Here is a 22,671-nt window from a genome sequence, read left to right on the forward strand (position 1 = left end):
ATTCGTTGTTTATTATAAATTTCGATCTCTTCCTAATACCATTATAGCATGAGGAAGATTCTTATTATAGACTGTTTATTCCCATTTTCTACTGCTAAAATCAATAGAACATTGATGGATAGGGGAGATGTAGAATGAGTTCGTTGGTTCTCAGTTTTCAGGAAATGGAACAAACGCAGCTTTTGCTCGTTGGTGGAAAAGGGTTGAATTTAGGGGAGTTATCAAAAATTCAGGGAATACAAGTACCAGAAGGATTTAGTGTGACAACCGTTGGATTTCAAAGAGCGACTGAACAAAATGAAACGTATCACGCTTTATTGGATCGATTAACCAAGCTCAAACCAGAGGACCGGGATCAAATTGGTGAAATCAGCAGGAAGATCAGACAAGTCCTTCTTGAGGTAGCCATTCCTTCCGGTGTTGCGAAAGCCGTTACTCAATATCTCTCCCGTTTCGGAGAAGACCATGCTTATGCCGTTCGTTCTAGTGCAACGGCCGAAGACCTGCCTCATGCTTCTTTTGCAGGGCAGCAGGACACTTACCTCAATATCATCGGCAAAGAAGCCATCCTGGAGCATATCAGCAAATGCTGGGCCTCACTCTTCACTGATCGTGCAGTCATCTACCGTATGAAAAACGGGTTTGACCACAGTCAGGTTCAATTGTCCGTTATCGTTCAAAGGATGATTTTCCCACAGGCTTCAGGGATTTTATTTACCGCCGATCCAGTTACGTCCAACCGGAAGGTGCTATCAATCGATGCCGGTTTTGGACTTGGAGAAGCATTGGTCTCAGGCTTGGTCTCAGCTGATTGTTATAAAGTGCATAAAGGGGAAATCATCGATAAACGGATTGCTACCAAGAAAAAGGCCATCTACGGACGAAAAGAAGGAGGAACGGAGACACAATCAATCCATCCGGATCAGCAAGATACACAAACTCTGAATGATCACCAAATTTTACAACTGGCACTTATCGGGAGACAGATAGAAGCTCATTTTGGTTCTCCTCAAGATATTGAATGGTGTTTAGTCGATGGCACCTTTTACATTGTCCAGAGTCGTCCAATCACGACTTTATACCCCATCCCGGAAGCGAATGATCAAGGGAATCATGTCTATGTGTCAGTCGGTCATCAGCAAATGATGACAGATGCAATGAAGCCACTGGGATTATCCTTTTACCTGTTAACGACCCCTGCACCGATGCGTTCAGCTGGTGGAAGGTTGTTTGTTGATGTCACACCTCGTTTGGATTCATATGCCAGCAGAAAAATGATAATAGATGCCTTGGGAAAATCCGATCCGCTCATAAAAGACGCTCTCACGACCATCGTAGAGCGAGGCGATTTTATCCAATCATCACCAGAAGATGAAAAAGTGCATAGTCCCAGCAATAGTAATAGGACTTCAAGTGATCCAACCGAAATGGAAGGTGATCCGTCAATCGTATCTGATTTGATCAAGGGTAGTCAAACCTCGATAGAACAGTTAAGGCAAACTATCCAAACGAAATCAGGACTGGAATTGTTCGATTTCATTTCAGAAGATATCCAGGAATTAAAGAAGATTCTATTTAATCCGCAAAGTTCCCGTGTGATCATGGCTGCCATGGATGCTTCATTCTGGATCAATGACCATATATACAAGTGGTTAGGTGAAAAAAACGTGGCAGACACGCTGTCTCAATCCGTCCCAAACAACATTACTTCAGAAATGGGTCTGGCCTTAATGGATGTCGCCGATGTGATTCGTCCTTATCCCGAGGTCATTGATTATTTACAACATGTCAAAGATGATACCTTCCTGGATGAACTGGTTACACTTGATGGTGGGCAGGAAACCCGGGATGCAATCGATGATTTTCTCATCAAATACGGAATGCGATGCAGCGGAGAAATTGATATTACGAAAGCCCGTTGGAGCGAGAAGCCTACTGCACTTGTCTCAATGATTCTCAGTAACATCAAAAACTTTGAACCGAATGAGAGCAAACGGAAATTTGAGCGAGGACGACAGGAAGCCTTGAAAAAAGAACAAGAGTTAGTAGATCGATTGAAGGAATTACCGGATGGTGAACAAAAAGTTAAAGAAACAAAACGAATGATTGACCTCATCCGGAATTTCAGCGGTTATCGTGAATATCCGAAATACGGCATGGTTAATCGCTACTTCGTTTATAAGCAGGCATTATGGAAAGAAGCCGAAAAACTCGTTCAAGCCAATATTCTTCAAGAAAAAGAAGACATCTACTATCTCACTTTTGAAGAACTTCGGGAAGTCGTACGCACCCATAAACTGGATGACGGGATGATCAGCAAACGAAAAGACGAATACAGACTATATGAAAAGCTGACCCCACCACGTGTGATCACGTCTGATGGTGAAATCGTTACAGGTGAATATAAAAGAGAAAATCTCCCTGCCGGAGCGATCGTTGGTTTACCTGTCTCTTCCGGAATGATAGAGGGGCGGGCACGTGTCATTTTAAATATGGAAGAAGCTGAACTGGAAGAGGGGGATATATTAGTCACTGCCTTTACCGACCCCAGCTGGACACCATTATTTGTATCCATCAAAGGTTTAGTCACCGAAGTTGGTGGCTTGATGACCCACGGAGCCGTCATTGCACGTGAATATGGCTTACCGGCTGTAGTCGGTGTTGAAAATGCTTCCAAAATGATAAGGGATGGGCAACGAATTCGCGTGAATGGAACAGAAGGGTTTATCGAAATATTGTAATGAATAAGCTATAGTCTCAAAAGGCGTATCCTTTAGGACACAGGGGATCCAAAGTATAGAAGTGGCATTTGGATTCCAGTGAAGAAAAACAACATTGGATCACGCTATATTTATACTTAAAGACACTCCTTTGTGAGTGTCTTTTTCTATTTGTCTATCAAATATGATGCGAAATTAAAAAAGAAAGTGAAGGAATGACACGGGAGCTTAAAATACCACATCTATTTAAGAATTATTTAAGAAATACATAAGAATGTTTTTAGAATTCTTCATTAAGATGAGGATATTACCGAAAGGAACACAGCGTACTCCCGAACGACTAAAATCATATAAATGAAAAGGAGTTTATCTTATGATAAAAAAATTAGGGTACTATTCAGTTATATCCCACTTATGGATACAATGGATTATGTTAGGGAGCATCTTGCTCAATACATTCATGGTCTATCCAAATATTTTTCACAACGTACCGAAAACATTTGAATCATCTATGGAATGGATGGAAGTCGCAAGTCCCCATACCTACTTTCCGCCCTTAGGATTTGTAAGTATAGTAACGGGTGTTCTAGCAACGATCTTAGGGTGGAAAGTGAAACCCGCAAGAAAGTGGATACTATTTAGTCTGCTGGCGATCATTTTGGAAGGGGCAGCTTCAATCCTATTTGAGTGGCCTCGAAATGAAATAATGTTTATTGAAGGGGTGGACGTTCATTCCGTAGAATTCCTAAAGCAAACGGTTCGAGAATTCAAAATGGTACATTGGTTCAGAGTTGCATGTAATATTTTCGGGTCATTGTTTATTTTTATAGGCTTTATTAAGTATGATCGTTTTATAACAGTAGACAAATGTAATCAAAGAGAGTTAAATATATAAAACGGGAAGCGCCGGACGGTTCTGCTTTTTTACAAGCAAGGGAAACGTCCGGTGTTTCCTCGATGTAAGGGAAATCATTTATTTTGATAGGGATGGGAAACAAATGAAAAGAATAAAAAAAGGCTTGAAAGTAACGATAGTATTCAGCCTCGCATTAACGATTTTTGTTTATCTAAATAATAGCTCTACGTTTACTGAAGAAAGAAAAGGAAAGCCAATCCTTTTGGCTCATCGGGGCTTGGCTCAAACCTTTCCAATGGAAGGGATTACTGGCGAAACGTGTACAGCAGAAATTATCAATGAACCCGAGCACCCAAACCTGGAAAACACTATTCCTTCAATGGAAGCAGCTTTCAAAGCAGGAGCAGATATAGTGGAAATTGATATCCAACCTACGGAAGATGGGGAATTTGCCATTTTCCACGATTGGACCCTTGATTGTAGGACAGATGGATCTGGGGAGACAAGAGACCATACAATGGAAGAACTGAGAAAGCTTGATATAGGATATGGTTATACAGCTGACAATGGAAAGACCTATCCTTTTCGAGGAAAAGGGTTAGGGCAGATCCCTACATTAAATGAAGTATTAACGCACTTTCCAAACAAGGAACTTTTAATTCACATTAAGAGTAATGATCCAAATGAAGGAAAACGGTTAGCCGATTACCTTTCTCAGCATTCAGAGGAAAGATTAGGCGATCTATCTGTATATGGCGGGGATGAACCTATTGAGACTCTAAAGAAGAAATTGCCTGATATGCGGGTCATGTCAAAAGAGACGCTAAAAAGCTGTCTACTTTCTTATGAAGCGTTAAGTTGGACGGGCTATATACCTGACTCTTGTAAAAATACGCAAATTCATATACCCGAGAAGTATGCATCTTACCTTTGGGGGTTCCCCGATAAGTTCATAAATAGAATGGAAGATGTCAATACGAGGGTTATTCTTGTTGCCGGTGATGGTGACTGGTCAGAAGGATTTGATGAGAAGGCAGACCTTGAGCGTGTTCCAGAGAGTTATAAAGGTGGAATTTGGACAAATCGGATAGACCGGATAGCTCCTATCATAAACAATTGATCGATGCAGGATGATGTCCTGATTAAGACAGTTCATATCATGAACTGTCTTTTTTATTTTGTCAGCTCTTATTACATTTAAGATATATTTAATAATTCGCTAAGAATTCGTTTAGAACTCCTTTGTAAGATACCTATAGAGTTTGAAACAAAGGAGGAAAATACGTGAAAGATCAAGGATTTAGGTTACGGACGGGAAGAGTGGGATTCTTTATACTATCAGTACTTTTTGCTGCATCTGTATTGGCACAGGTTTATATTGTAGGTGCCGCAACATTTGTAAACCCGGCAAACTGGGCTAAACATATAGAGTTTGTTCATCTATTCGGTTTTACTATACCGCTTTTGATGTTGATTTTTGCATACATCGGGAGATTGCCTCGTAGGAGCCTGATTCATGTCATGGGGATGATGTTAACCATTTTTATCATGTATTTCACTGCAAATATTACAAGTACACAGCCCTGGGCCGGAGCTATGCATCCAGTAATCGCTGTTGTAATGGCAGGGCAGTCAATGGCAAACGTTACAAATGCATGGAACCTGATAATCAAGAATAAAAGGGAGGAGCAAACGAAATGAGAACATTTGCGGCCATTATTTTAGGCTTAATAGGTGGCTTTGTATTAGGGATAGCTTTATCAAGTGTAATAGGAATTATAAGCATGGGATTATTCAATCAGCCATTTGGAATTAAATATCTACCATATTTTACAGCAGTGATATGTGCCATTTTAGTTCCCGTGATGGATGAAAGAAGTTTAAAGAAGGAGTGATTGAAATGTTTCTGGTGTTATAGGAGATAATATCAAAATTTAGGCTGCACTGATGATGAAAGAGTCCTCCATCTATGTGACAGGGTATTATATATAAAAGATGGACGAATAATGGAAAAGAAATGAATTGGGCTGTCAGGTCATCCTGACAGCTCAAGCTCTCCTTGTAAGGGAGAATCTGAGTCATAGTAGGTGATGGCATGTCCATAAAGAAAAGACTAATTTTATCGAATATAGGGATGATTGTCATTCCTATTGTCAGCTTATTGATTATGGAAGTAGTTGCGGGATATTTGTTTTTTTATGTGTTAAATACGAAGCCGGAAGGGGAGGATCTGCAATTTTTTCTTACCCTTCGTTTCGGGGCTATCGTAGTGATCTTAGTAATCACTAACGGCTTACTGACCTATTATATTTCCAGGAGTATTATAGAGCCTATAAAAAGGTTATCATTGGCAGCAAAAAGAATCAGTGAAGGTAATCTCGATTATAGTTGTGCTACAGAGAAGACGGATGAGTTAGGCCGATTGTCCAATACATTTGAAGAAATGCGGCTTAAACTGAAGGAAGCTGCAGCTATTCAAGAACAATACGATCTGAATCGTCAGGAGCTTATTGCCAGTATTTCTCATGATTTAAAAACGCCATTAACATCAATCAAAGGATATGTGAGCGGGATTCAAGATGGAGTTGCGTGTACTCCTGAGAAACTGAATCGCTATATGTCTAAAATTGAGAAAAACGCTAATGATATGGACGGCCTCATCGATGAATTGTTTCTATATTCGAAGCTTGACCTGGAACAATTGCCGTTTACGTTTGAGCGGGTAAAACTGAACGATTACTTTGAGGATTATATTGAAGAACTTTCTATAAAGCTTGAAAAAGAGCATGGTATAGCTGTGCTTTATCATGATAGGCATGGTTCTTATATCGTTGAGGCAGATAGGGAAAAATTAAATAGGGTCGTCATGAATATTACACAAAACAGTTTGAAATATATGGATAAAACTTATAAGGAAATTCAAGTCATTCTGAGTGAGGATCAGAGTGAAGTCCAGGTGGAAATCAAAGATAATGGAAGCGGAATCCCGAAAAAGGACGTACCTTATATCTTTGACAGCTTCTATCGGACAGACGAATCGAGAAACTCAGCCACGGGAGGTACCGGGCTGGGCCTATCAATAGCCAAAAAAATAATCGAAAAACACAAAGGGAAGATTTGGGCGGATAGTGAGCCTGGTGTGGGGACGAGTATTTATTTTACATTGAAAAAGGTGAAATAACGTGCAAAAAATACTGATAATAGAAGACGAGGCAGATATTGCTGAATTAGAGAGGGATTATTTAGAGGTGAATGGGTTTGATAGTGATATCGCATCGACTGGAGAGGAAGGGTTGAACCTGGCAAGGACCCATTCATACAGCCTTATTTTGTTAGATTTAATGCTGCCGGGAATCGATGGGTTTCAGTTATGCAAGAAACTGAGGGAGTTTCTGGATATTCCGATTTTAATGGTTACCGCAAGAAAAGAAGACATTGACAAAATCCGGGGATTTGATCGGGGAGCAGATGATTATATCGTAAAACCCTTCACTCCCAGTGAACTCGTTGCACGGGTAAAAGCTCATATTGCCAGGTATAACCGGTTAATCAACCGAGAAGAAAAGAAAAAAGAGATTGAGATTAAGAATCTTAGGGTCGATTTGGATTCACGCAGGGTATACGTCGATGAGGATGAAAAAACATTTACCGCCAAGGAGTTCGACTTATTGGTTTTCCTGGTGACCCATCCGAACAGGGTTTTCAGTAAGGAACACCTATTCGAGCGGATTTGGGGATATGATTCTTTGGGAGACATCACGACAGTTACCGTTCATATCAGGAAAATTAGAGAGAAGATCGAGCAGGATCCTTCAACCCCTGAATTTATTGAAACCATTTGGGGCGTTGGGTACCGCTTCAAGAAATAAGAGTATTGAAAACGGAATGGTATAATAAATGGACAAGAAATAGTAGACAGTATATAAATAAAATAACGAAAAAATATATGAAAGTGAGTGGAAGAGTATGAATAATCTCTCTCAAATGAGAATTCAAAAGCCGGCACATGAAATTTTTGAGGCATTTGTTGATCCTGAAAAGATAGGTAACTTTTGGTTTTCTTCAAGTTCTGAAAGGTGGGAGGAAGGAAAGACTGTTACGTTAAGATATGAAGAATACGACGCACAAGGTGATATAGACATAAAAGAAATTCAAGAACATAAGAAGATTGTCTTCGAGTGGGCAGGAAACCATAAAGTAACCATAACATTTGTGCAAGAAGAAAAAGGCAGCACAATTGTAGAGGTCAAAGAAGAAGGATTCGATGAGAACAACGAAACCCTTATCAGCCAATTACTAGACAATAAAGAGGGCTGGGTATACATGCTGACATGCTTGAAGGGATACATGGAGTATGGTGTCAATCTTAGAGCGGCGCTGGTTAAGGGAGAATTAGAGTAAGTGAAAGATAATATCATATTTTGGAAAGACATTAATCTGAGGGAAGGACCTTTAGTTTTTAGGTAAGCATAGGTCCGTCCCTCTTGTCTTACAAAGGCGGCAAAATGTCTGATTCAAGTTTGTCCAACCAGCTTTGGACCAAGGTGTTAAATACATCGACTTGCTCGATCTGGACATTATGACCAGCCATATCAACGACAGCAAACGTTGCCCTTGGATAATACTCTATTAGACGCCAGGCGTCCTGATAGCCTACTACATGGTCTTGCCGACCAGTTACAATTAACGTGGGATAGTCAAGTTTCTGTGAGAGCTCGAAGGTGAAACCATACCCATTTTCACGGATCCTGTTTACGAATTCATCATTCGTTTGGCTCGAAGGAAGCAGTATATCATCCCGGAACCTCTCCCATTCAGTCTTTTCTAGAACGACCCCCATGGAGGCAAATGCATCCGCTTCTTCTGAAGAAAGTCCTGATAGCAAATTGTGGTCTCTTTTGAAAACGGTCTTCTGAGGAAGTACTCTTTTGTCAGTTTCATCAATGACCATGGGTGCCAGAAGCATTAAGCCATGAACTCTGTCATGTCGGACCTGAACGATTCCCCTAGCCATATATCCCCCATATGAATATCCGCATACGATGAATGGTTGATCAGGAATCAGCTCGTCCAATAGCTCAACCACGGCTTCTAACATATCATCCGAGTTCTTAATGGACGATTGGGGTTTGGAAAGCCCCATTCCCGGCAGATCTATGTATATCCTTTTCCAACCGCTTCTGTTCTCGAAATTCGGTTCCATTGCATGCATCATCGCCTGATGGTCAAGCGTCCACCCATGTACCATTACAACGGGAAAGCCTTCTCCTATTACTTTATGGTAAATAGCCAAGTATCTTCTCCTCCTGTCTCAAAAACTTCCAATCTATTAAAAGTATATGTTATTTTCTGGATTAATCAAAGGATACATCTATTTGTGTGTTGAATGCTGTTAATGTAGTTTTTTAAATAAAATGAAACCAAACCCTGATTGATTCGTCTTAGCATTAAAGGGGAATGAGGTGAGGATCGTGTGGGAAAAGTTAAGGATGAAGAGGACTTTGAAGATCGGGATGCCTGGCTTGAAGCGATAATGGATGAGTATGGCGAACGGCTCACCAAGTTAGCCTATAACTATGTGAAGGATTGGAAGCAGGCCGAAGACATTGTTCAAGACGTATTTATTACATGCTACAAGAATCATGAAAAAATAGATGAGATTAAATCTTTCAAAGCGTGGATTTATCGCCTGGTCATTAATAAATCAAAGGATGTATTGAAGAGTTCTTCATTTAAGAAAGTGATGATGAATACAAGTCTTTTTTCACTTTTTACATCAAGGGATTTGTTACCTGAAATGAGTCTGCTAAAGCGAAGTGAGGAAGAGTTTCTTTCCAGGTGTGTATTGTCCTTGCCTGTAAAGTATCGTGAAGTGATCACGCTTTATTATTATGAAGAATGCTCGATTGAAGAGATTAAAGGGATATTAGGTCTGAACCAGAATACGATCAAAACGAGATTGAATAGAGGCAGGGCAAACCTGAAAAATATGATGGAAAGGTGGGGGGATGATGGAGAGCAAGCTTAAAGAATTAAAGGACGCGATGGATTCGACGACTCACAAAGGTCTTCACTTTAGGGAATTTCAAAAAAATAAGATTAGAAATGCAGTTCATACAAGTAGTACGGTCAAGACAAAAAGCCCTAATAAATTCGTTATTTTCCTCATGACCACTTTTGCCATCTGTTTAATAGGCTTCTTCGTTTCAACTGGTTTTTTGATCAAACAGAATGAAACCATCAACGGCAGCCCAAACACATGGCAAGTAATACACGATTATAAGGAGAATCAGAAAGTCGTATTCAGCATCTTTCCTGACCCTGAACTTCATGCGGGAAAGCCTAATGGCTATATTTTCAGTTTCAAGGAGCCCTTTGATATCTTTAAAGAAAAAGAACTCTCCATTTTGGCGGTTCACAAGGAAACTGGTCAACGTATTGAAGTATTATCTCCTCAAAAAATAACCGAGCCATCACCAGGGTACTCAAGTTTACAGCGCTTCACCACCAGCTTTCAAGTTCCTTATAGCGGATTATGGAGGTATGAAGTCTACCTTGACGGCGAGGCTTACGGTGATGTTGTCGTGAGTGTGGCTGAAAAGGAAGAAGAGAGGCCTGTCGTTTTACCGAAAGATATCCCGGACTACGTTAAGAAAAGTGATTTTGACAAAATCAACTGGGATCGAAAAGCAAGCACATTTGGACGTAATATAATCGGAAATGAACATCAATCAGGCATCATTGGAGCGGATATGCCAAGCTTGACAGCACAAAAATGGATGTGGCATTTGTGGAATACCCACGCTGCAGAACTAACAGTGGTTGGTTATCACCGGGAGACGAGAACCATCCACCCCGTATTGAATAATGGTGAAGGCTGGACCATTCCTCTGGGTGGAGAGAATAATGGGGCTGATGTTCATGCTCCATCGGCTGTTACCATTCCCGAACGTGGCGAGTGGGCGTTCGTGCTTTATGCGGATGGGAAGTTGTTTGATGTGGTTGTGTTAGAGATTGAAAAATGATTGTTAAGCCGGGGTTATGCCCGGCTTTTTGGTTTTTTTCTTCTTTTTACTAGCAAATGGAGGGGGGGGTTTTGCGAGTCGTAATTATAAGATCCATTTGGAACCTAAAAAGATTGAACAAATTCAGGCTACATTGAGATAAGATCCGGTTTGCGTTACTTATGATCCGGATTTTAGATTTATGATCCGCTTTCAGGATAATTGATCCTGAATTCAGATTTATGATCCTGAATTTTTATATTTGATCCAACATTAATCATTTGTGATCCGTCTGTCGAATAATCTTGGCCATCTGGCTGCAACGCTGCAAGATTCAACCTTACCTTTTATAAAATACAATTTCTTCAATATCCCCCAACCATTGCTTAGCATCAGTACCATCCTTGTTCCCTATCCACAGGTCCCTTTTCGTATCTGTTATAGATGTCCCTCTTAACCAAACGAGTTTTTCAATGGATTGGATGAACTGAGGGGCATAGTCTCCATATCCTTTAGGAGGACTCGTGATTTTCATTTGGTGATTCGAATCGATATTCAGAGTATAAAGGGCAGGCAGCGGGTGCTTACTGAAGTCATTGGTCCACTCGTGCTCTTTGATTCTTGAAACCACCAGTGATTTGTCAGTCATCCAGTCAAAATCCAGGTCAGCGAATTGGGCAGGGGTGTAAGTTCCTGAAACAGGCATTTCTTTTACTTTTAGATCTTTATTTTTGAAGCCGAATACGATTCTCCCTCCGCCTGAGATATAGGCTAGCGTATCTGTTGACGGTGACCATTTGGGTTGACCTACATCCAAAATCATCTCGTCCAGTACTTCGAAATTTTTTCCTTCCTTATTGATGACACACACCATATTGCTGTCCATGGACCAGGAAGCGGTTGGAGACACCACAAATGAAATCCACTTGCCGCTCGGTGAGTAGGTCAGCTGCTCGGCATAGACCGCAATCAGTTTGTTTTGATCACTTGTCCCAATTTCCCTTGGGAGGGTGAAAAATGGCTCAACCCCTCCAAAAAGAACAATGTCTTCATAGTTATCGCCGACTTTTTTAATGTACAAAGAGGCGCTTGACCATCCATCCGGATTGAGAGTTCCTGATGAAGAAAGAAGGAATCCACTTCCATCCGGAAGCCACGTGAAGTCACTGACCCCGGTTGCAATGTTGTAGAAACGCTTGAGGTCTGAGATATCTAAAATTCCTCTATTATTATAAGCAACATGGTTTTTATGGGGAGCCCATTCTGGAGAATGACCGTTATAAGAAATTCTCTTTTTTTCCCCGGTTTTAAGATTATAAGTCCATAGCTCTGACTGCGTTTCCCCTTTATCAAATTCAGAAGTGGTCTCTACTTGATAGGCAAGCCAGGTGCCATCGGTTGACCATTTGGGTTGAGAGCGGACGTTACCGGAATGCGTTATTTGTGTTTCTTGGTTATTTATCAAGGTCCACAAATTCCCCTCCCTAATAAAAGCAGCTTTAACTTGATTGTTTATGGATGCGGAGGGTGTTGATGGAAAAATAAGAGCAAGGATGATGGTAAAGAGGATAGCTTTTTTCATTGTGAATTCTCCTTTTCGCATATGCTCTTACTATTTTCCAGGACTGCTTACATTATGTGAAAAAGAGTGTGTGAATGAAAGAAGAGGTCTGGGCGGATTTTTGTACCGACCCTATTAAAGAAGGAGTTTTCTACTTTATGCTGAAGTACTATCAATATGAAACTTCAATTCCAAGGAGGAAAATACTCATGAAAAGAACTGACTTGCTCTTAAGAATGCTCGATACTACATACGACCAGGAAAGTTGGTATGCTCCATTCAAACCTGCAATAGAAGGACTCAAAGCAGAACAGGCTAGTTGGAGACCGGGTGGAGAGGCGACCAAAACCATATGGGAGAATGTAAATCATCTTACTTATTATAAAGAAAGACTAACCGCACAATTAGAAGGCCGTGAATGGAATCAAACTCTCGATGGAAATGAAACCTTCTATCTTACGGAACAACTAAATGATGACAAGGCCTGGAGTGCAGTTGTTGAACGTGTTGATTCCGCTCACCGTCTTTTAAGAGAAGCACTTGGTAGAACTACGACTGAAGAACTTGAACAGAATGCTCTGGAAGAAAAGCTCTTAGACATCATGCTTCATGAGGCATACCATACTGGTCAAATTATTCAAATGAGGAAAATGCAAGGTTCTTGGCCGTCACATCGTTGATTGGAGAAATAGCTGGAGGTCACTATAATAATCTTCAGCTAATTTTTGCATCTTCAATACTGGGTCTGGATAATAAGTGTGGTTAGAAATTAGAAATTAATGGATAATATTTTGTATGATAGTTTGAAGGTGGGAGTGATCCCAATGCGAGGAGTGGATCGAAATAATCATTAATCCAATAGAATTTCATATTCGTAATCTAACCTATACCATAAGGTCAGCAAGGAAAGATGATGCAAAAAGTCTCTCAGAAGTGCGATTGGAGGCAGACGGAGAGACAGAAAACATGGATAGGGAAAGGGTGAAGCATACATAGATGAGGTGGGCTTTATATACCTCATTAAAGAAGATACGGAGAGTGCCCAGAATCTCTTTTTGGTTTGTGAAGTGAACGACAGGATTGCAGGTTTCTCCAGGTGTGAGGGGAAATCATTAAAGCGTGTCGCTCATAAGGTGGAGTTTGGTGTATGTGTATTACAGGAATTCTGGGGATTCGGCATTGGGAAAAATTTATTAAAAGAGTCAATCCGCTGGGCTGATGCAAACGACATTAAGAAGATCACATTGAATGTCCTTGAAACCAATGAAAATGCCATCAAGCTCTATAAAAACAACGGTTTTGAAGTAGAAGGAGTATTGAAGAAAGATAAATTATTATCGGATGGACGTTATTACGATACCGTGGTGATGGGACGGTTGCATCCGTAAGGAGTGGTTTATATGAATCTGGGATTAAAGGAAATCAATGCTGACAATTGGGAGGAATGTGTAACCTTATCTGTTTCTGAACATCAGAAGGAGTTTGTCGCAGATAACGCTTATTCATTGCTGCAGTCAAAATATGTAGTAGATCAATTAATCCTTATTTCTCTAGCAATGGCTCATTATGAATATGCAATTTGATTTTTCATCTATAAAAAACTATTAAAAGGGTTGATACGTCAGTGAAAAAGTATAGCCTTCTTTTATTTGACTTGGATGACACGCTACTTGAAAATTCGTCTTGGTTTGATGACGGACTGGTTCAATCTCTTACAGAACATCCACTGACAAGGGACATGGATAAACAACTATTTCTGAAGAAAATAAAACAACCTCCAAAATCCTTAATAGACAAACTTGTAAGTAGGGAAACAAACACATTTGAATTTAAGAGAGAAAGATGGAAGAGTACTTTTGATTACTTTGACGTGAAGGTGAACATTGAAGCAATTGAACAGCTTGAAGCTCTTTTTACTAACACAAGTATGAAATTCATTACTGTTAACGAATATGTATTAAATTTAATGAATGAACTGAATAAGCATTATGAGATAGGGATTGTAACAAACGGACTTTATGAACCTCAACAGAAGATAATCAACATGGGCCTGGGAGATATATTCAGCCACAATAAAATCTTTCATGCTGAACAATTAGGTTTTAGAAAGCCTGATAGCAGAATCTATAATATTGCTCTAAAAACTTTTAGTAAGAAACCTGAAGAGACAATATTCATAGGTGATTCGTGGACTCATGATGTAATCGGTCCAATTGAAGCTGGAATGGAAGCAATATGGGTCAATTTTAGAGGGATAGAAAAACCAACCAATCATACTCCCTACGCAATTGTGTCTTCTATTGGGGAAATTAGATATATATTGCTAGGTAGCGGCAGTAATAAATAGTTAAGTCATTAAAGCGTGTAGAGGCCATACATAGACCAATTAAGTTATTAATCTACTTATCAACGAATCCAATTTAGAAGGTAGGAACTCAAATGTTAGCTTCAGCAAGCATTTTAAAGACATGGGGAAAATTCAATGATTTTCCCATGGAGACGTTAACGAAAGTTTGGTTTTATAACCAGGGAACTATTAAGAAACAGCGGGATGTCTCTCTTATGCGTGATCACAGGGAACAATTTGGCATGTCCGGGAATTGTTTCGATCTTGCACTCTGGTTACTTGATGAGTTTAAGAGGGATGGGGTCGAGGCGTATCCCGTCGGTCATAACCTGAACTCGGAAGATGCTCATGCGGCCGTTATCGCATTGAATGAAAAAGGGGAACGATTTCTTTGTGACCTGGGTGATCAATGGTTGAACCCCATTTTAATAGATACGGATAGCATGGATTATACCAACGAAAAGGTAAGTGGGTTCTTCCCTGCAGCCAGGGTACAGGTTCAAGATCATCCATCAGGCACAGAAATTCTGTATCATCGACCGAATGGAAAAGTATCGAAACAAGTGTTCCAGACACAGCCAATTGAAATGGATACGTTTTTAAAGGCTGCTGAGCATTCTCAACATTTAATTAAATCAGGCCCTCTACTGGAGTGCAGAATCCTATACAAATCTGAAATCGCTCATTGGGAGTTTTATAATTGGGAAAGCTTTCTGAGTACAACAGAAGGATTAATGAAGGATTCCAAGCTTGAAAAGGTGGAAGAATGGGCTGAAAGAATCCATGGGAAAACGAAATATAATAAAGAGGTTTTAATCCAAATATTAGAACGATATAAGCATATTCAAACAGAACAGGTTTAGTGTTGATCGGATATTTGAAGGAGAAAGGGAGACCAGAAATGAAAACCACTCAATGGCCAAAGGTTCAACTAAGGAAATTGATCCTACACGACACCGAGTACCGTTCTGGACCGGTTGCGGATGAGTATTCTGAGGGATGAGTTTTTCAATGGAAAATAGGAATTGTGGAGGAACAAATGGATCATCACAAATTTAATGAGTTTATCAAAATTACTAAAAACTTAAATGATAGTGGCATTATTCCATTGTTAATGGGTTCGGTTGGTTTAGAAGTGATCACGGGAAAGAGTTGGGATGCAGGGGACTTGGACATACATGTGCCTGGTGATAAGAGAGGGTGGGAAGTGCCGCCTGAATCATCGATACATAACTGGAACGAAATTGTGAACATCATGAATTCAATGGAATATCGCCTAATCGATTTGCATGAACATGAGTTCTCGAAAGATGGATTATCCGTTGAGTTTGGAATTATCGACACTTTACCTGACTTCGCAGGGATACGAGTGGAAGATCTGGAAATGCATCGAAAAGGGGATGTGAAGTACTATCTCTTAAACCCTGAGCAGTATCTAAGAGTTTACGAGTCTTCATCCAAGGACAGTTATCGGGCAGATAAAAATAATCACAAAGATATTGGGAAGATAGAGTACTTGAAGAGTCTAAAAAATAAATAATGTGCATGGCAGACTAAACCTGTGGCAAATTCAACATGAGGAAAGTGAGAGGTTTACCTTGAGGTTAAAAGCAGTTTCTTTCCTTTTGATAGTAGTTATGATTGTTGGCTGTGGCAATAGTGATGTTCTACATAATATAGACTTTGAGAAGACCATGCATTCAATGGTTGAAAATCAAAATAATAGGGAAATAAAGGTCAAACCATTAACGGACTTCAAGTGGGATAAAGCTTACTTGTTTGAACCATATACTCCTCAAGAGCATATTGAAAAGCAGATGGGGGTTGAATTTGAAGATCCGAGTAACATCAGGAGTAGAGATGATATCTACTTAATCGTTTTTCTTAATGAGGGGAACGTTGTTCAGTATGCAGAAATAACTCGTCAAAAAACGGACTTTTCGATTGGGGAAAAAGAGTATCTGTCTCCCTCAGAGGATGTATTGTTGATTGAAAGATACTAAACGAACATTTATTAAATTTTTTGTACAACTGAAAAGGAACATCTGTTTCCAAAAGTTCCCGAAATCAATTGAAAGGAGCTTATATGAATAACTATAAAATCATCTTATTCGATTTAGATGGAACACTTTCGGACCCAAAAGAAGGAATCACTAAATCGGTCCAATATGCATTAGAGAATTTGGATGTTGCGGTGCCTGATGTTCATGAGCTCGAATGTTTTATTGGGCCACCACTACAAGTTTCATTTGCTGAGTATTACGATTTTGATGAGGGAAAAACACAAAGAGCAATTGACTTTTACAGAGAGCGATTCAAGGAGAAGGGGATGTTTGAAAACAAGCTGTATTCAAATATTCCATCACTATTGGAAACGTTAAAAGAAAAAGGAATTACGTTAGTTGTTGCAACTTCAAAGCCTACTGTGTTTGCTGAACAAATAGTAAAGCATTTCAATATAGACCAGTTCTTTGCCCTGATTGCAGGAAGCAACCTTGATGGTACGAGAACGTCAAAAACTGAGATCATTCAATACATTCTGGATATCTATCATGAATATGGACTAGGCAACTTTATTATGATAGGAGACAGGAAGCACGATATTATTGGAGCACATAATACAGGAATTGACTCTATAGGAGTGACGTATGGATATGGTTCGTTTGAAGAAATAAGCCAGTCTGATCCTACTTATATTGTCAAAGATGTCGACGGGATAAAAGATGTGCTGGTAGGAAGTCGGGTAAAATGAACAAATCGTTCTTAAAGTGAGGTTATACACATGACAGACGTAATCATCCTAAACGGTGGATCCAGCTCCGGAAAAACGACGATCGCGAAATGTCTTCAGAATTCCTCTAAAGCGCCATGGCTAAGGTTCAGTATTGACGATTTGATTGAGGCTATGCCCGATGCCATGCTTAAGAAAGATAGCGGAATTAAGCTGGGTGAGGATGGGTCGGTCATTCCGGGTACGGAATTTCGTGCTCTGGAATCTGCATGGAGGCACGGTATGGGAGAGATGGCACGAAGAGGAGCACTGATCATTATTGACGATGTCTTCCTTAGTGGAATAGAAGCTCGTAAACGATGGGAAATTTCCTTGGATGGGTTGCAGGTGCTGTGGGTGGGAGTCTTGTGTGATCCCACTGTAGCGGCAGTCCGGGAGAGGGAACGAGAGGACCGCATTGAAGGTATGGCCGTTTCGCAGGCTGCAGCGGTGCACGAAGGCATGCAATATGATATTTCAGTTGATACAACTAAGACATCGCCAGAAGAATGTGCAAGAATGATCGAACGGAAAATCAAAGATTGAGAGCTGTTCAGTTGTTACTAAACAAACAATGTGAGCTGGCAGCTAAGAAATTTCATGTTCTATCTTTATTGAGGGAGTTTATCTTTGCTAGATTTACTTTAAACGCTAAAAAAGGCCATTCAAATGAATGGCCCTTTCTTATTACTGTTCACCTTGTTCTTGTGGCTCTCTATATCCCCAAAAAGTTAAATATTGACCACAATGGTCATTTATTGATATATTGAAAATGACCAAAGTGGTCATTTTGTGAAGGGAGGCAGCATAAATATTACTAAATTTAAAAATTTGAAAATAGAGAAACAAGAACGAATTATCAATGCAGCAATGAAAGAGTTTGTTAACAGTGGTTATGATAAAGCATCAACGAATGAAATAGTAAAGGAAGCACAGATTTCAAAAGGATCCCTATTCAATTATTTTAAAAATAAAAAGGATTTGTACCTGTTTTTAATTGAAGATTCAATGAAAATCATCGAGCAAATTTATGAGGAAATAGACATGAATGAAAGGGATCTCTTCAGAAGGATCTATCAAGTGGGATTGGTCAAATTAAACATTCAAAAAAAATATCCATTAGTATTTGATTTCCTTAAATCGCTTGGTGATGAGAAAGCACCGGAAGTAAAATCTGATATTGAGCGGATAAGGGGGAGCATTCTGGATGATGGCTTGAATAGGATCTACCAAAATATAGATTGGTCAAAATTCCGAGAGGGTGTTGATCCGGAAAAAGCAGTGCATATCCTTAATTGGACAATGCTTGGTTTTGCAGAATTACAAATGGCGAAGTTAGATTCTTTTCATCATGTTGGAATGGAGATATTCAATGAATGGAACAGCTATTCCGAAATTCTGAGACGTTGTTTCTATAAAGATGGGGAGGAATGAACAAATGAGCTTATTAAAAGTAACCAACTTATCGAAGAAGTTTGGCAAGTTTACTGCATTGAACAAGATCAATCTTGAGGTGAATAAAGGAGAGGTTGTAGGGTTCATCGGTCCAAATGGTGCAGGTAAATCAACCACCATCCGCGTATTATTAGGAATCTTAAAGGCATCAGACGGAGAGGTGAAAATTTTCAACAAAGACGCCTGGCAGGATGCTGTAGACATTCACAAGAACATTGCTTATGTCCCTGGGGATGTGAATTTATGGCCAAACCTGACAGGGGGAGAGGTCATTGATTTATTCGTGAAACTCAATGGTACAACGAATATGGCAAGACGAGAAGAATTGATAAGAAAATTTGATTTAGATCCATCCAAGAAGTGTAGAACATATTCCAAAGGGAATCGACAAAAGGTAGCTTTAGTCGCGGCCTTTTCATCTGATGCAGATCTCTACATTCTGGATGAACCAACTTCCGGGCTCGACCCATTAATGGAAAAGGTGTTTCAGGAATGTGTGATGGATGTAAAAAGACAAGGAAAAAGTGTCCTTCTTTCCAGTCACATATTATCAGAGGTAGAGAAGCTGTGCGACCGAGTCAGTATCATTCGCCAGGGTAAGATTATTGAGTCTGGTTCCTTAAGCGAGCTTCGTCACTTAACACGAACACAAATGCTGGTCGATACCAAGATGCCGCTAACAGGTTTAAATGAGCTGAAAGGCATCCATGAAATCGAAGAAAGCGAACATGGTATATCGTTTCAGGTTGATACTGAGCAAATGGATGCTGTTATCAAGCATATTAGTCCATTTGGTATTGTTAAGCTAGAGAGTGCCCCACCAACATTGGAAGATTTATTTATGAGTCATTATGAAGGAGCGAAGGATACAGGAGTGGGAGGTGTCCACTGATGGCAGCCAATTTAATGGCTAAAACGGCTTACCTTTCTACATTCATTTTCCGTCTTGATCGTGTCCGGATCCCAATCTGGATCATGTCCCTTACGTTTTTTACATTAGTCGTCCCAACAGCATTTAAGGATTTGTACAGCTCTCAACAGGAGAGAGATGCGATGGCCCAAACAATGGCCAATCCCGCGATGACTGCCATGACTGGTCCAGCTGATTTAAGCAACTATACGATTGGTGTCATGACCGCGCATCAGATGTTACTTATGACCGCTGCAGTGGTAGGGTTAATGTCCATCCTGCTTGTCACTCGCCACACGCGAGCTGCTGAAGAGGATGGACGTTTGGAAATGCTTCGTTCGTTACCGACGGGGCGTCTTTCCTACTTAAATGCAGTCTTACTTGTCGTAACGTCTACGTGTGTTGGAATCGCATTGATCAATGGTATTGGACTCTTTGCCCTTGGGATTGAAAGCATAGATCTTGAAGGGTCCTTACTCTATGGTACGGCATTAGGGGCGACTGGTTTATTCTTCGCCGGGGTAACAGCCATATTTGCCCAGCTGTCGGACAGTTCACGGGGTACCATCGGATATTCAATGGCCGTACTTCTTCTTTCCTATCTTCTTCGGGCCATCACGGACGTAAGCAACGAAGCGCTATCGTGGATTTCACCACTGGCATGGGTAACAAAAGCAGAAGTGTACGATACAAATAATTGGTGGCCGATTATTATCATGATTGCTGCTTCAATCGTTCTTTATGCCGCAGCGAATTATTTGAACGCCATTCGTGACTTGGATCGTGGCTTTTTACCATCCAAGCCCGGAAAAAAACATGCATCCCGCTTTTTGCAAAGTCCAATCGGTCTTGCATTAAGATTGCAACGAACCGGAATCATATCATGGGCCATCGGTATGTATGTGTTAGGTGCCTCTTATGGATCTGTTTTAGGAGATCTCGAATCCTTTTTTTCTGAAAGCGAAGCAATGAAACAGCTGCTACAACCAGCGGAAGGGGTAACGTTGATAGAACAATTCATCCCCATGTTGATGATCGTCATTTCATTGCTGGCAACTGTCCCTCCCGTTATGTCCATGAATAAACTGCGCGGGGAGGAGAAGAAGGAACGAATTTTCCACCTGTTAAGCAGAACCGTTTCACGAACCAAACTATTGGGCAGTTACTTCATCATTTCTATAGTCAATGGTTTTGTCATGATTTCCCTTGCAGCGCTCGGACTATGGTCGGCGGGTAATGCAGTGGTGGAAGGTGGATTATCCTTTGAAATGATCTTTGGCGCAGCCCTGTCCTACTATCCAGCCATGCTCGTCATGATTAGTATAGCTGTATTTCTTATGGGGTATTTGCCAAAGCTTGCGAGCATGATATGGCTTTATGTTTTTTATTCTTTTATCGTGTTGTACCTGGGAGGATTATTCCAGTTTTCGGATTGGATTGGCAACATTTCTCCATATGGTCACGTGCCTCAAACACCGATTGAAGACTTTTCTTTCATGCCACTTCTACTTTTATGCATGATTGCTTTTGTACTGACAGTGGCAGGATTTATTGGCTTTAATAAACGTGATATTGAAACTTAATAGTTGAAAAATAGGACCTCCAGTGAGCCTCACTGGAGGTCTTTGATTACTTTTGAGCCAGGATACTATATCAGAGATTAACAGAAATATATCTTTACAAATGAGAATGATAATTGTTATCATTTATATGGTATCTATTATGTGAGGAGATTGTACAATGGAAAATGCAAAATCAAATTTAGCAAAAATCATTCGGGAACGCCGTTCGATTAAAAGTGGATATATAGATAAAGAAGTGACAGAGGAAACTGTGCTTGAGATATTGGACGATGCGATCTGGGCACCGAACCATGGATTAAGAGAGCCTTGGCGTTTTATCTTTGTGTCTACCAAAGAGAAGGAAGGCTTTGTAGAAAATCTAGTGAAGACATTTTCTCCAGACATGCAGGAGAATAGAAGGAATTATTTCAGCCAACCCGCTGCTTTCCTTATTGTGGTCATGGAGGAAGATCCCAGACAAAAGCAATGGGAAGAGAATTTTGGTGCGGTCAGCTCGCTGATTCAAAACTTTCAGTTGCTGGCTTGGGAACAAAAGCTTGGAGTTGTATGGAAAACGAATCCACATATTTATGATCCAAATGTGCGTGACTTATTAGACGTGAAGCCTGGCGAGAAGATTGTAGGATTCTTGCATATGGGATACTTTGATAAAGTACCTCAGGTGAGGGATCGAACATCAGCAGAAGAGAAGTTGACGGTTTACAAGAACTAATTCCTAGGGAAAGTCCTATTTTAAAAAAGCAAACGACTCTTGACTCGCCATAACGGTTGGGTCTTTTTTTATGGTATCGGTGTTACCGCCGCTCATAAGCAAATCGTTGCCTTTTATCTTTTCAGCAAACGGGTAGTATAATAACTTATAAAAGAAATCCCAATTTTTTAAGCGAGGTAAAAAATGATCATTAGAAAGCGAAAGACAGATGAAGATCTCCCAATGGAATTACTGCTATTGGCAGATCCTTCAGAAGAAATCGTAAAAGAATATGTTACTCGGGGAGAGTGCTTTGTAGCTGAACTTGGACAGGAAATTGTTGGAGTGTATGTATTACTTCCAACAAGACCTGAGACCATCGAGTTAGTGAATGTGGCGGTTGCGGAAGAGATGCATGGCAGAGGGATTGGAAAGCAGCTGGTGATGGATGCTGTTAAGGTAGCAAGCTCCAAAGGCTACAAGACCATTGAAGTTGGTACCGGGAACTCTGGAATAGGCCAATTGGCTCTTTATCAGAAATGTGGATTTAGAATCGTTGGTGTGGATATGGACTTTTTCATCAGACACTATTCAGATGAAATATTTGAGAATGGAATTCAGTGCCGGGATATGATTCGGTTAGCTCAGGATTTATAGACGGCAGGGGGAAAGAGGATGAAACTTGAAAAAAGACCCCGTCCCTACAAGTAATTAGTTCCAACATTTAATTCTGCACACAGAATCAAACTACTATTTCATATGTGAAAATGATAA

The 22,671-nt window shown here is 40.3% G+C and carries 25 protein-coding genes and 1 pseudogene; 24 read left to right on the forward strand and 2 right to left on the reverse strand.

Annotated elements, in window-relative coordinates; translation table 11 throughout:
- The first annotated feature begins 134 nt into the window (after window positions 1-134).
- The 8 genes from ppsA to RSX31_RS09450 all read left to right on the forward strand — a co-directional run bounded on the left by ppsA (window position 135) and on the right by RSX31_RS09450 (window position 7,977).
- The gene (gene ppsA / locus RSX31_RS09415; RefSeq protein WP_315634388.1) at window positions 135-2,741 is read left to right on the forward strand and encodes a phosphoenolpyruvate synthase; all 2,607 of its coding nucleotides are present in this window, start codon (window positions 135-137) and stop codon (window positions 2,739-2,741) included.
- Between the two features lie 352 nt (window positions 2,742-3,093).
- Window positions 3,094-3,615, forward strand: coding sequence for a hypothetical protein (locus RSX31_RS09420; protein ID WP_315634389.1), 522 nt, complete (start codon window positions 3,094-3,096; stop codon window positions 3,613-3,615).
- A gap of 103 nt (window positions 3,616-3,718) precedes the next feature.
- Complete coding sequence (locus RSX31_RS09425) at window positions 3,719-4,696, forward strand: glycerophosphodiester phosphodiesterase family protein (protein WP_315634390.1); 978 nt, start codon at window positions 3,719-3,721, stop codon at window positions 4,694-4,696.
- A 164-nt stretch (window positions 4,697-4,860) separates the two neighbouring features.
- Complete coding sequence (locus tag RSX31_RS09430) at window positions 4,861-5,277, forward strand: DUF6220 domain-containing protein (RefSeq protein WP_315634391.1); 417 nt, start codon at window positions 4,861-4,863, stop codon at window positions 5,275-5,277.
- Complete coding sequence (locus tag RSX31_RS09435) at window positions 5,274-5,471, forward strand: DUF5957 family protein (protein WP_315634392.1); 198 nt, start codon at window positions 5,274-5,276, stop codon at window positions 5,469-5,471. The genes RSX31_RS09430 and RSX31_RS09435 overlap by 4 nt, the downstream gene beginning before the upstream one ends.
- Before the next feature lie 200 nt (window positions 5,472-5,671).
- Window positions 5,672-6,757 carry a sensor histidine kinase gene (locus RSX31_RS09440; RefSeq protein ID WP_315634393.1) on the forward strand — a complete coding sequence of 362 codons (1,086 nt, stop codon included), beginning with the start codon at window positions 5,672-5,674 and terminating at the stop codon, window positions 6,755-6,757.
- Between the two features lies 1 nt (window position 6,758).
- On the forward strand, window positions 6,759-7,445 hold the full coding sequence (locus tag RSX31_RS09445) for a response regulator transcription factor (RefSeq protein ID WP_315634394.1): 687 nt from the start codon (window positions 6,759-6,761) through the stop codon (window positions 7,443-7,445).
- 97 nt (window positions 7,446-7,542) lie between these two features.
- Window positions 7,543-7,977 (forward strand): SRPBCC family protein, encoded by a 435-nt coding sequence (locus RSX31_RS09450; RefSeq protein ID WP_315634395.1) that lies wholly within the window; start codon window positions 7,543-7,545, stop codon window positions 7,975-7,977.
- Window positions 7,978-8,065: 88 nt separating this feature from the next.
- Here the strand turns inward: RSX31_RS09450 and RSX31_RS09455 are convergent, their stop codons facing one another.
- Window positions 8,066-8,869 carry an alpha/beta fold hydrolase gene (locus RSX31_RS09455; protein WP_315634396.1) on the reverse strand — a complete coding sequence of 268 codons (804 nt, stop codon included), beginning with the start codon at window positions 8,867-8,869 and terminating at the stop codon, window positions 8,066-8,068.
- Window positions 8,870-9,049: 180 nt separating this feature from the next.
- Between RSX31_RS09455 and RSX31_RS09460 the strand changes: the two genes are divergently transcribed.
- Window positions 9,050-9,604 carry a sigma-70 family RNA polymerase sigma factor gene (locus RSX31_RS09460; protein ID WP_315634397.1) on the forward strand — a complete coding sequence of 185 codons (555 nt, stop codon included), beginning with the start codon at window positions 9,050-9,052 and terminating at the stop codon, window positions 9,602-9,604.
- Entirely contained in the window at window positions 9,588-10,601 is a 1,014-nt protein-coding gene (locus RSX31_RS09465) for a hypothetical protein (protein ID WP_315634398.1), read from the forward strand. Before RSX31_RS09460 ends, RSX31_RS09465 begins: the two co-directional genes overlap by 17 nt.
- 319 nt (window positions 10,602-10,920) lie before the next feature.
- Here the strand turns inward: RSX31_RS09465 and RSX31_RS09470 are convergent, their stop codons facing one another.
- Window positions 10,921-12,162: a TolB-like translocation protein gene (locus tag RSX31_RS09470; protein ID WP_315634399.1), complete on the reverse strand. Its 1,242-nt coding sequence runs from the start codon at window positions 12,160-12,162 to the stop codon at window positions 10,921-10,923.
- Between the two features lie 188 nt (window positions 12,163-12,350).
- Here RSX31_RS09470 and RSX31_RS09475 point away from each other — a divergent pair, with 188 nt between their 5' ends.
- From RSX31_RS09475 to RSX31_RS09540, 14 genes and pseudogenes are all read left to right on the forward strand, one after another.
- Window positions 12,351-12,821 (forward strand): DinB family protein, encoded by a 471-nt coding sequence (locus RSX31_RS09475; RefSeq protein ID WP_315634400.1) that lies wholly within the window; start codon window positions 12,351-12,353, stop codon window positions 12,819-12,821.
- 163 nt (window positions 12,822-12,984) lie between these two features.
- Window positions 12,985-13,529, forward strand: a pseudogene (locus tag RSX31_RS09480) (N-acetyltransferase family protein).
- A gap of 12 nt (window positions 13,530-13,541) precedes the next feature.
- A complete protein-coding gene (locus RSX31_RS09485; RefSeq protein WP_315634401.1) occupies window positions 13,542-13,724 on the forward strand; it encodes a hypothetical protein in 183 nt (60 codons plus the stop codon).
- A gap of 41 nt (window positions 13,725-13,765) precedes the next feature.
- Entirely contained in the window at window positions 13,766-14,488 is a 723-nt protein-coding gene (locus tag RSX31_RS09490) for an HAD family hydrolase (protein ID WP_315634402.1), read from the forward strand.
- Window positions 14,489-14,580: 92 nt separating this feature from the next.
- Complete coding sequence (locus tag RSX31_RS09495; RefSeq protein WP_315634403.1) at window positions 14,581-15,351, forward strand: hypothetical protein; 771 nt, start codon at window positions 14,581-14,583, stop codon at window positions 15,349-15,351.
- A gap of 176 nt (window positions 15,352-15,527) precedes the next feature.
- On the forward strand, window positions 15,528-16,028 hold the full coding sequence (locus RSX31_RS09500) for a phosphoribosylanthranilate isomerase (protein WP_282138704.1): 501 nt from the start codon (window positions 15,528-15,530) through the stop codon (window positions 16,026-16,028).
- A 58-nt stretch (window positions 16,029-16,086) separates the two neighbouring features.
- Entirely contained in the window at window positions 16,087-16,491 is a 405-nt protein-coding gene (locus tag RSX31_RS09505; RefSeq protein WP_282138705.1) for a hypothetical protein, read from the forward strand.
- An 83-nt stretch (window positions 16,492-16,574) separates the two neighbouring features.
- A complete protein-coding gene (locus tag RSX31_RS09510) occupies window positions 16,575-17,240 on the forward strand; it encodes an HAD family hydrolase (RefSeq protein ID WP_315634404.1) in 666 nt (221 codons plus the stop codon).
- Window positions 17,241-17,270: 30 nt separating this feature from the next.
- Window positions 17,271-17,804, forward strand: a complete 534-nt coding sequence (locus RSX31_RS09515; protein WP_315634405.1) for a chloramphenicol phosphotransferase CPT family protein — start codon at window positions 17,271-17,273, stop codon at window positions 17,802-17,804.
- Between the two features lie 246 nt (window positions 17,805-18,050).
- Entirely contained in the window at window positions 18,051-18,692 is a 642-nt protein-coding gene (locus RSX31_RS09520; RefSeq protein WP_315634406.1) for a TetR/AcrR family transcriptional regulator, read from the forward strand.
- Between the two features lie 4 nt (window positions 18,693-18,696).
- Complete coding sequence (locus RSX31_RS09525) at window positions 18,697-19,605, forward strand: ABC transporter ATP-binding protein (protein WP_282138709.1); 909 nt, start codon at window positions 18,697-18,699, stop codon at window positions 19,603-19,605.
- Window positions 19,605-21,206 carry an ABC transporter permease gene (locus tag RSX31_RS09530; RefSeq protein ID WP_315634407.1) on the forward strand — a complete coding sequence of 534 codons (1,602 nt, stop codon included), beginning with the start codon at window positions 19,605-19,607 and terminating at the stop codon, window positions 21,204-21,206. Before RSX31_RS09525 ends, RSX31_RS09530 begins: the two co-directional genes overlap by 1 nt.
- Window positions 21,207-21,363: 157 nt before the next feature.
- Entirely contained in the window at window positions 21,364-21,918 is a 555-nt protein-coding gene (locus tag RSX31_RS09535) for a nitroreductase family protein (protein ID WP_315634408.1), read from the forward strand.
- Window positions 21,919-22,101: 183 nt separating this feature from the next.
- A complete protein-coding gene (locus RSX31_RS09540; protein WP_148995940.1) occupies window positions 22,102-22,554 on the forward strand; it encodes a GNAT family N-acetyltransferase in 453 nt (150 codons plus the stop codon).
- Window positions 22,555-22,671 lie beyond the last annotated feature (117 nt).

This window comes from Rossellomorea yichunensis (assembly GCF_032337515.1).
Lineage (GTDB): Bacteria > Bacillota > Bacilli > Bacillales > Bacillaceae_B > Rossellomorea > Rossellomorea yichunensis.

Coding starts and splice junctions, on each gene's coding strand:
- RSX31_RS09440 (WP_315634393.1), top strand. CDS start 5,672: ATGTCCATAAAGAAAAGACTAATTTTATCGAATATAGGGATGATTGTC.
- RSX31_RS09495 (WP_315634403.1), top strand. CDS start 14,581: ATGTTAGCTTCAGCAAGCATTTTAAAGACATGGGGAAAATTCAATGAT.
- RSX31_RS09535 (WP_315634408.1), top strand. CDS start 21,364: ATGGAAAATGCAAAATCAAATTTAGCAAAAATCATTCGGGAACGCCGT.
- RSX31_RS09470 (WP_315634399.1), bottom strand. CDS start 12,162: ATGAAAAAAGCTATCCTCTTTACCATCATCCTTGCTCTTATTTTTCCA.
- RSX31_RS09510 (WP_315634404.1), top strand. CDS start 16,575: ATGAATAACTATAAAATCATCTTATTCGATTTAGATGGAACACTTTCG.
- RSX31_RS09425 (WP_315634390.1), top strand. CDS start 3,719: ATGAAAAGAATAAAAAAAGGCTTGAAAGTAACGATAGTATTCAGCCTC.
- RSX31_RS09465 (WP_315634398.1), top strand. CDS start 9,588: ATGGAGAGCAAGCTTAAAGAATTAAAGGACGCGATGGATTCGACGACT.
- RSX31_RS09475 (WP_315634400.1), top strand. CDS start 12,351: ATGAAAAGAACTGACTTGCTCTTAAGAATGCTCGATACTACATACGAC.
- RSX31_RS09540 (WP_148995940.1), top strand. CDS start 22,102: ATGATCATTAGAAAGCGAAAGACAGATGAAGATCTCCCAATGGAATTA.
- RSX31_RS09420 (WP_315634389.1), top strand. CDS start 3,094: ATGATAAAAAAATTAGGGTACTATTCAGTTATATCCCACTTATGGATA.
- RSX31_RS09435 (WP_315634392.1), top strand. CDS start 5,274: ATGAGAACATTTGCGGCCATTATTTTAGGCTTAATAGGTGGCTTTGTA.
- ppsA (WP_315634388.1), top strand. CDS start 135: ATGAGTTCGTTGGTTCTCAGTTTTCAGGAAATGGAACAAACGCAGCTT.
- RSX31_RS09530 (WP_315634407.1), top strand. CDS start 19,605: ATGGCAGCCAATTTAATGGCTAAAACGGCTTACCTTTCTACATTCATT.
- RSX31_RS09450 (WP_315634395.1), top strand. CDS start 7,543: ATGAATAATCTCTCTCAAATGAGAATTCAAAAGCCGGCACATGAAATT.
- RSX31_RS09500 (WP_282138704.1), top strand. CDS start 15,528: ATGGATCATCACAAATTTAATGAGTTTATCAAAATTACTAAAAACTTA.
- RSX31_RS09525 (WP_282138709.1), top strand. CDS start 18,697: ATGAGCTTATTAAAAGTAACCAACTTATCGAAGAAGTTTGGCAAGTTT.
- RSX31_RS09485 (WP_315634401.1), top strand. CDS start 13,542: ATGAATCTGGGATTAAAGGAAATCAATGCTGACAATTGGGAGGAATGT.
- RSX31_RS09515 (WP_315634405.1), top strand. CDS start 17,271: ATGACAGACGTAATCATCCTAAACGGTGGATCCAGCTCCGGAAAAACG.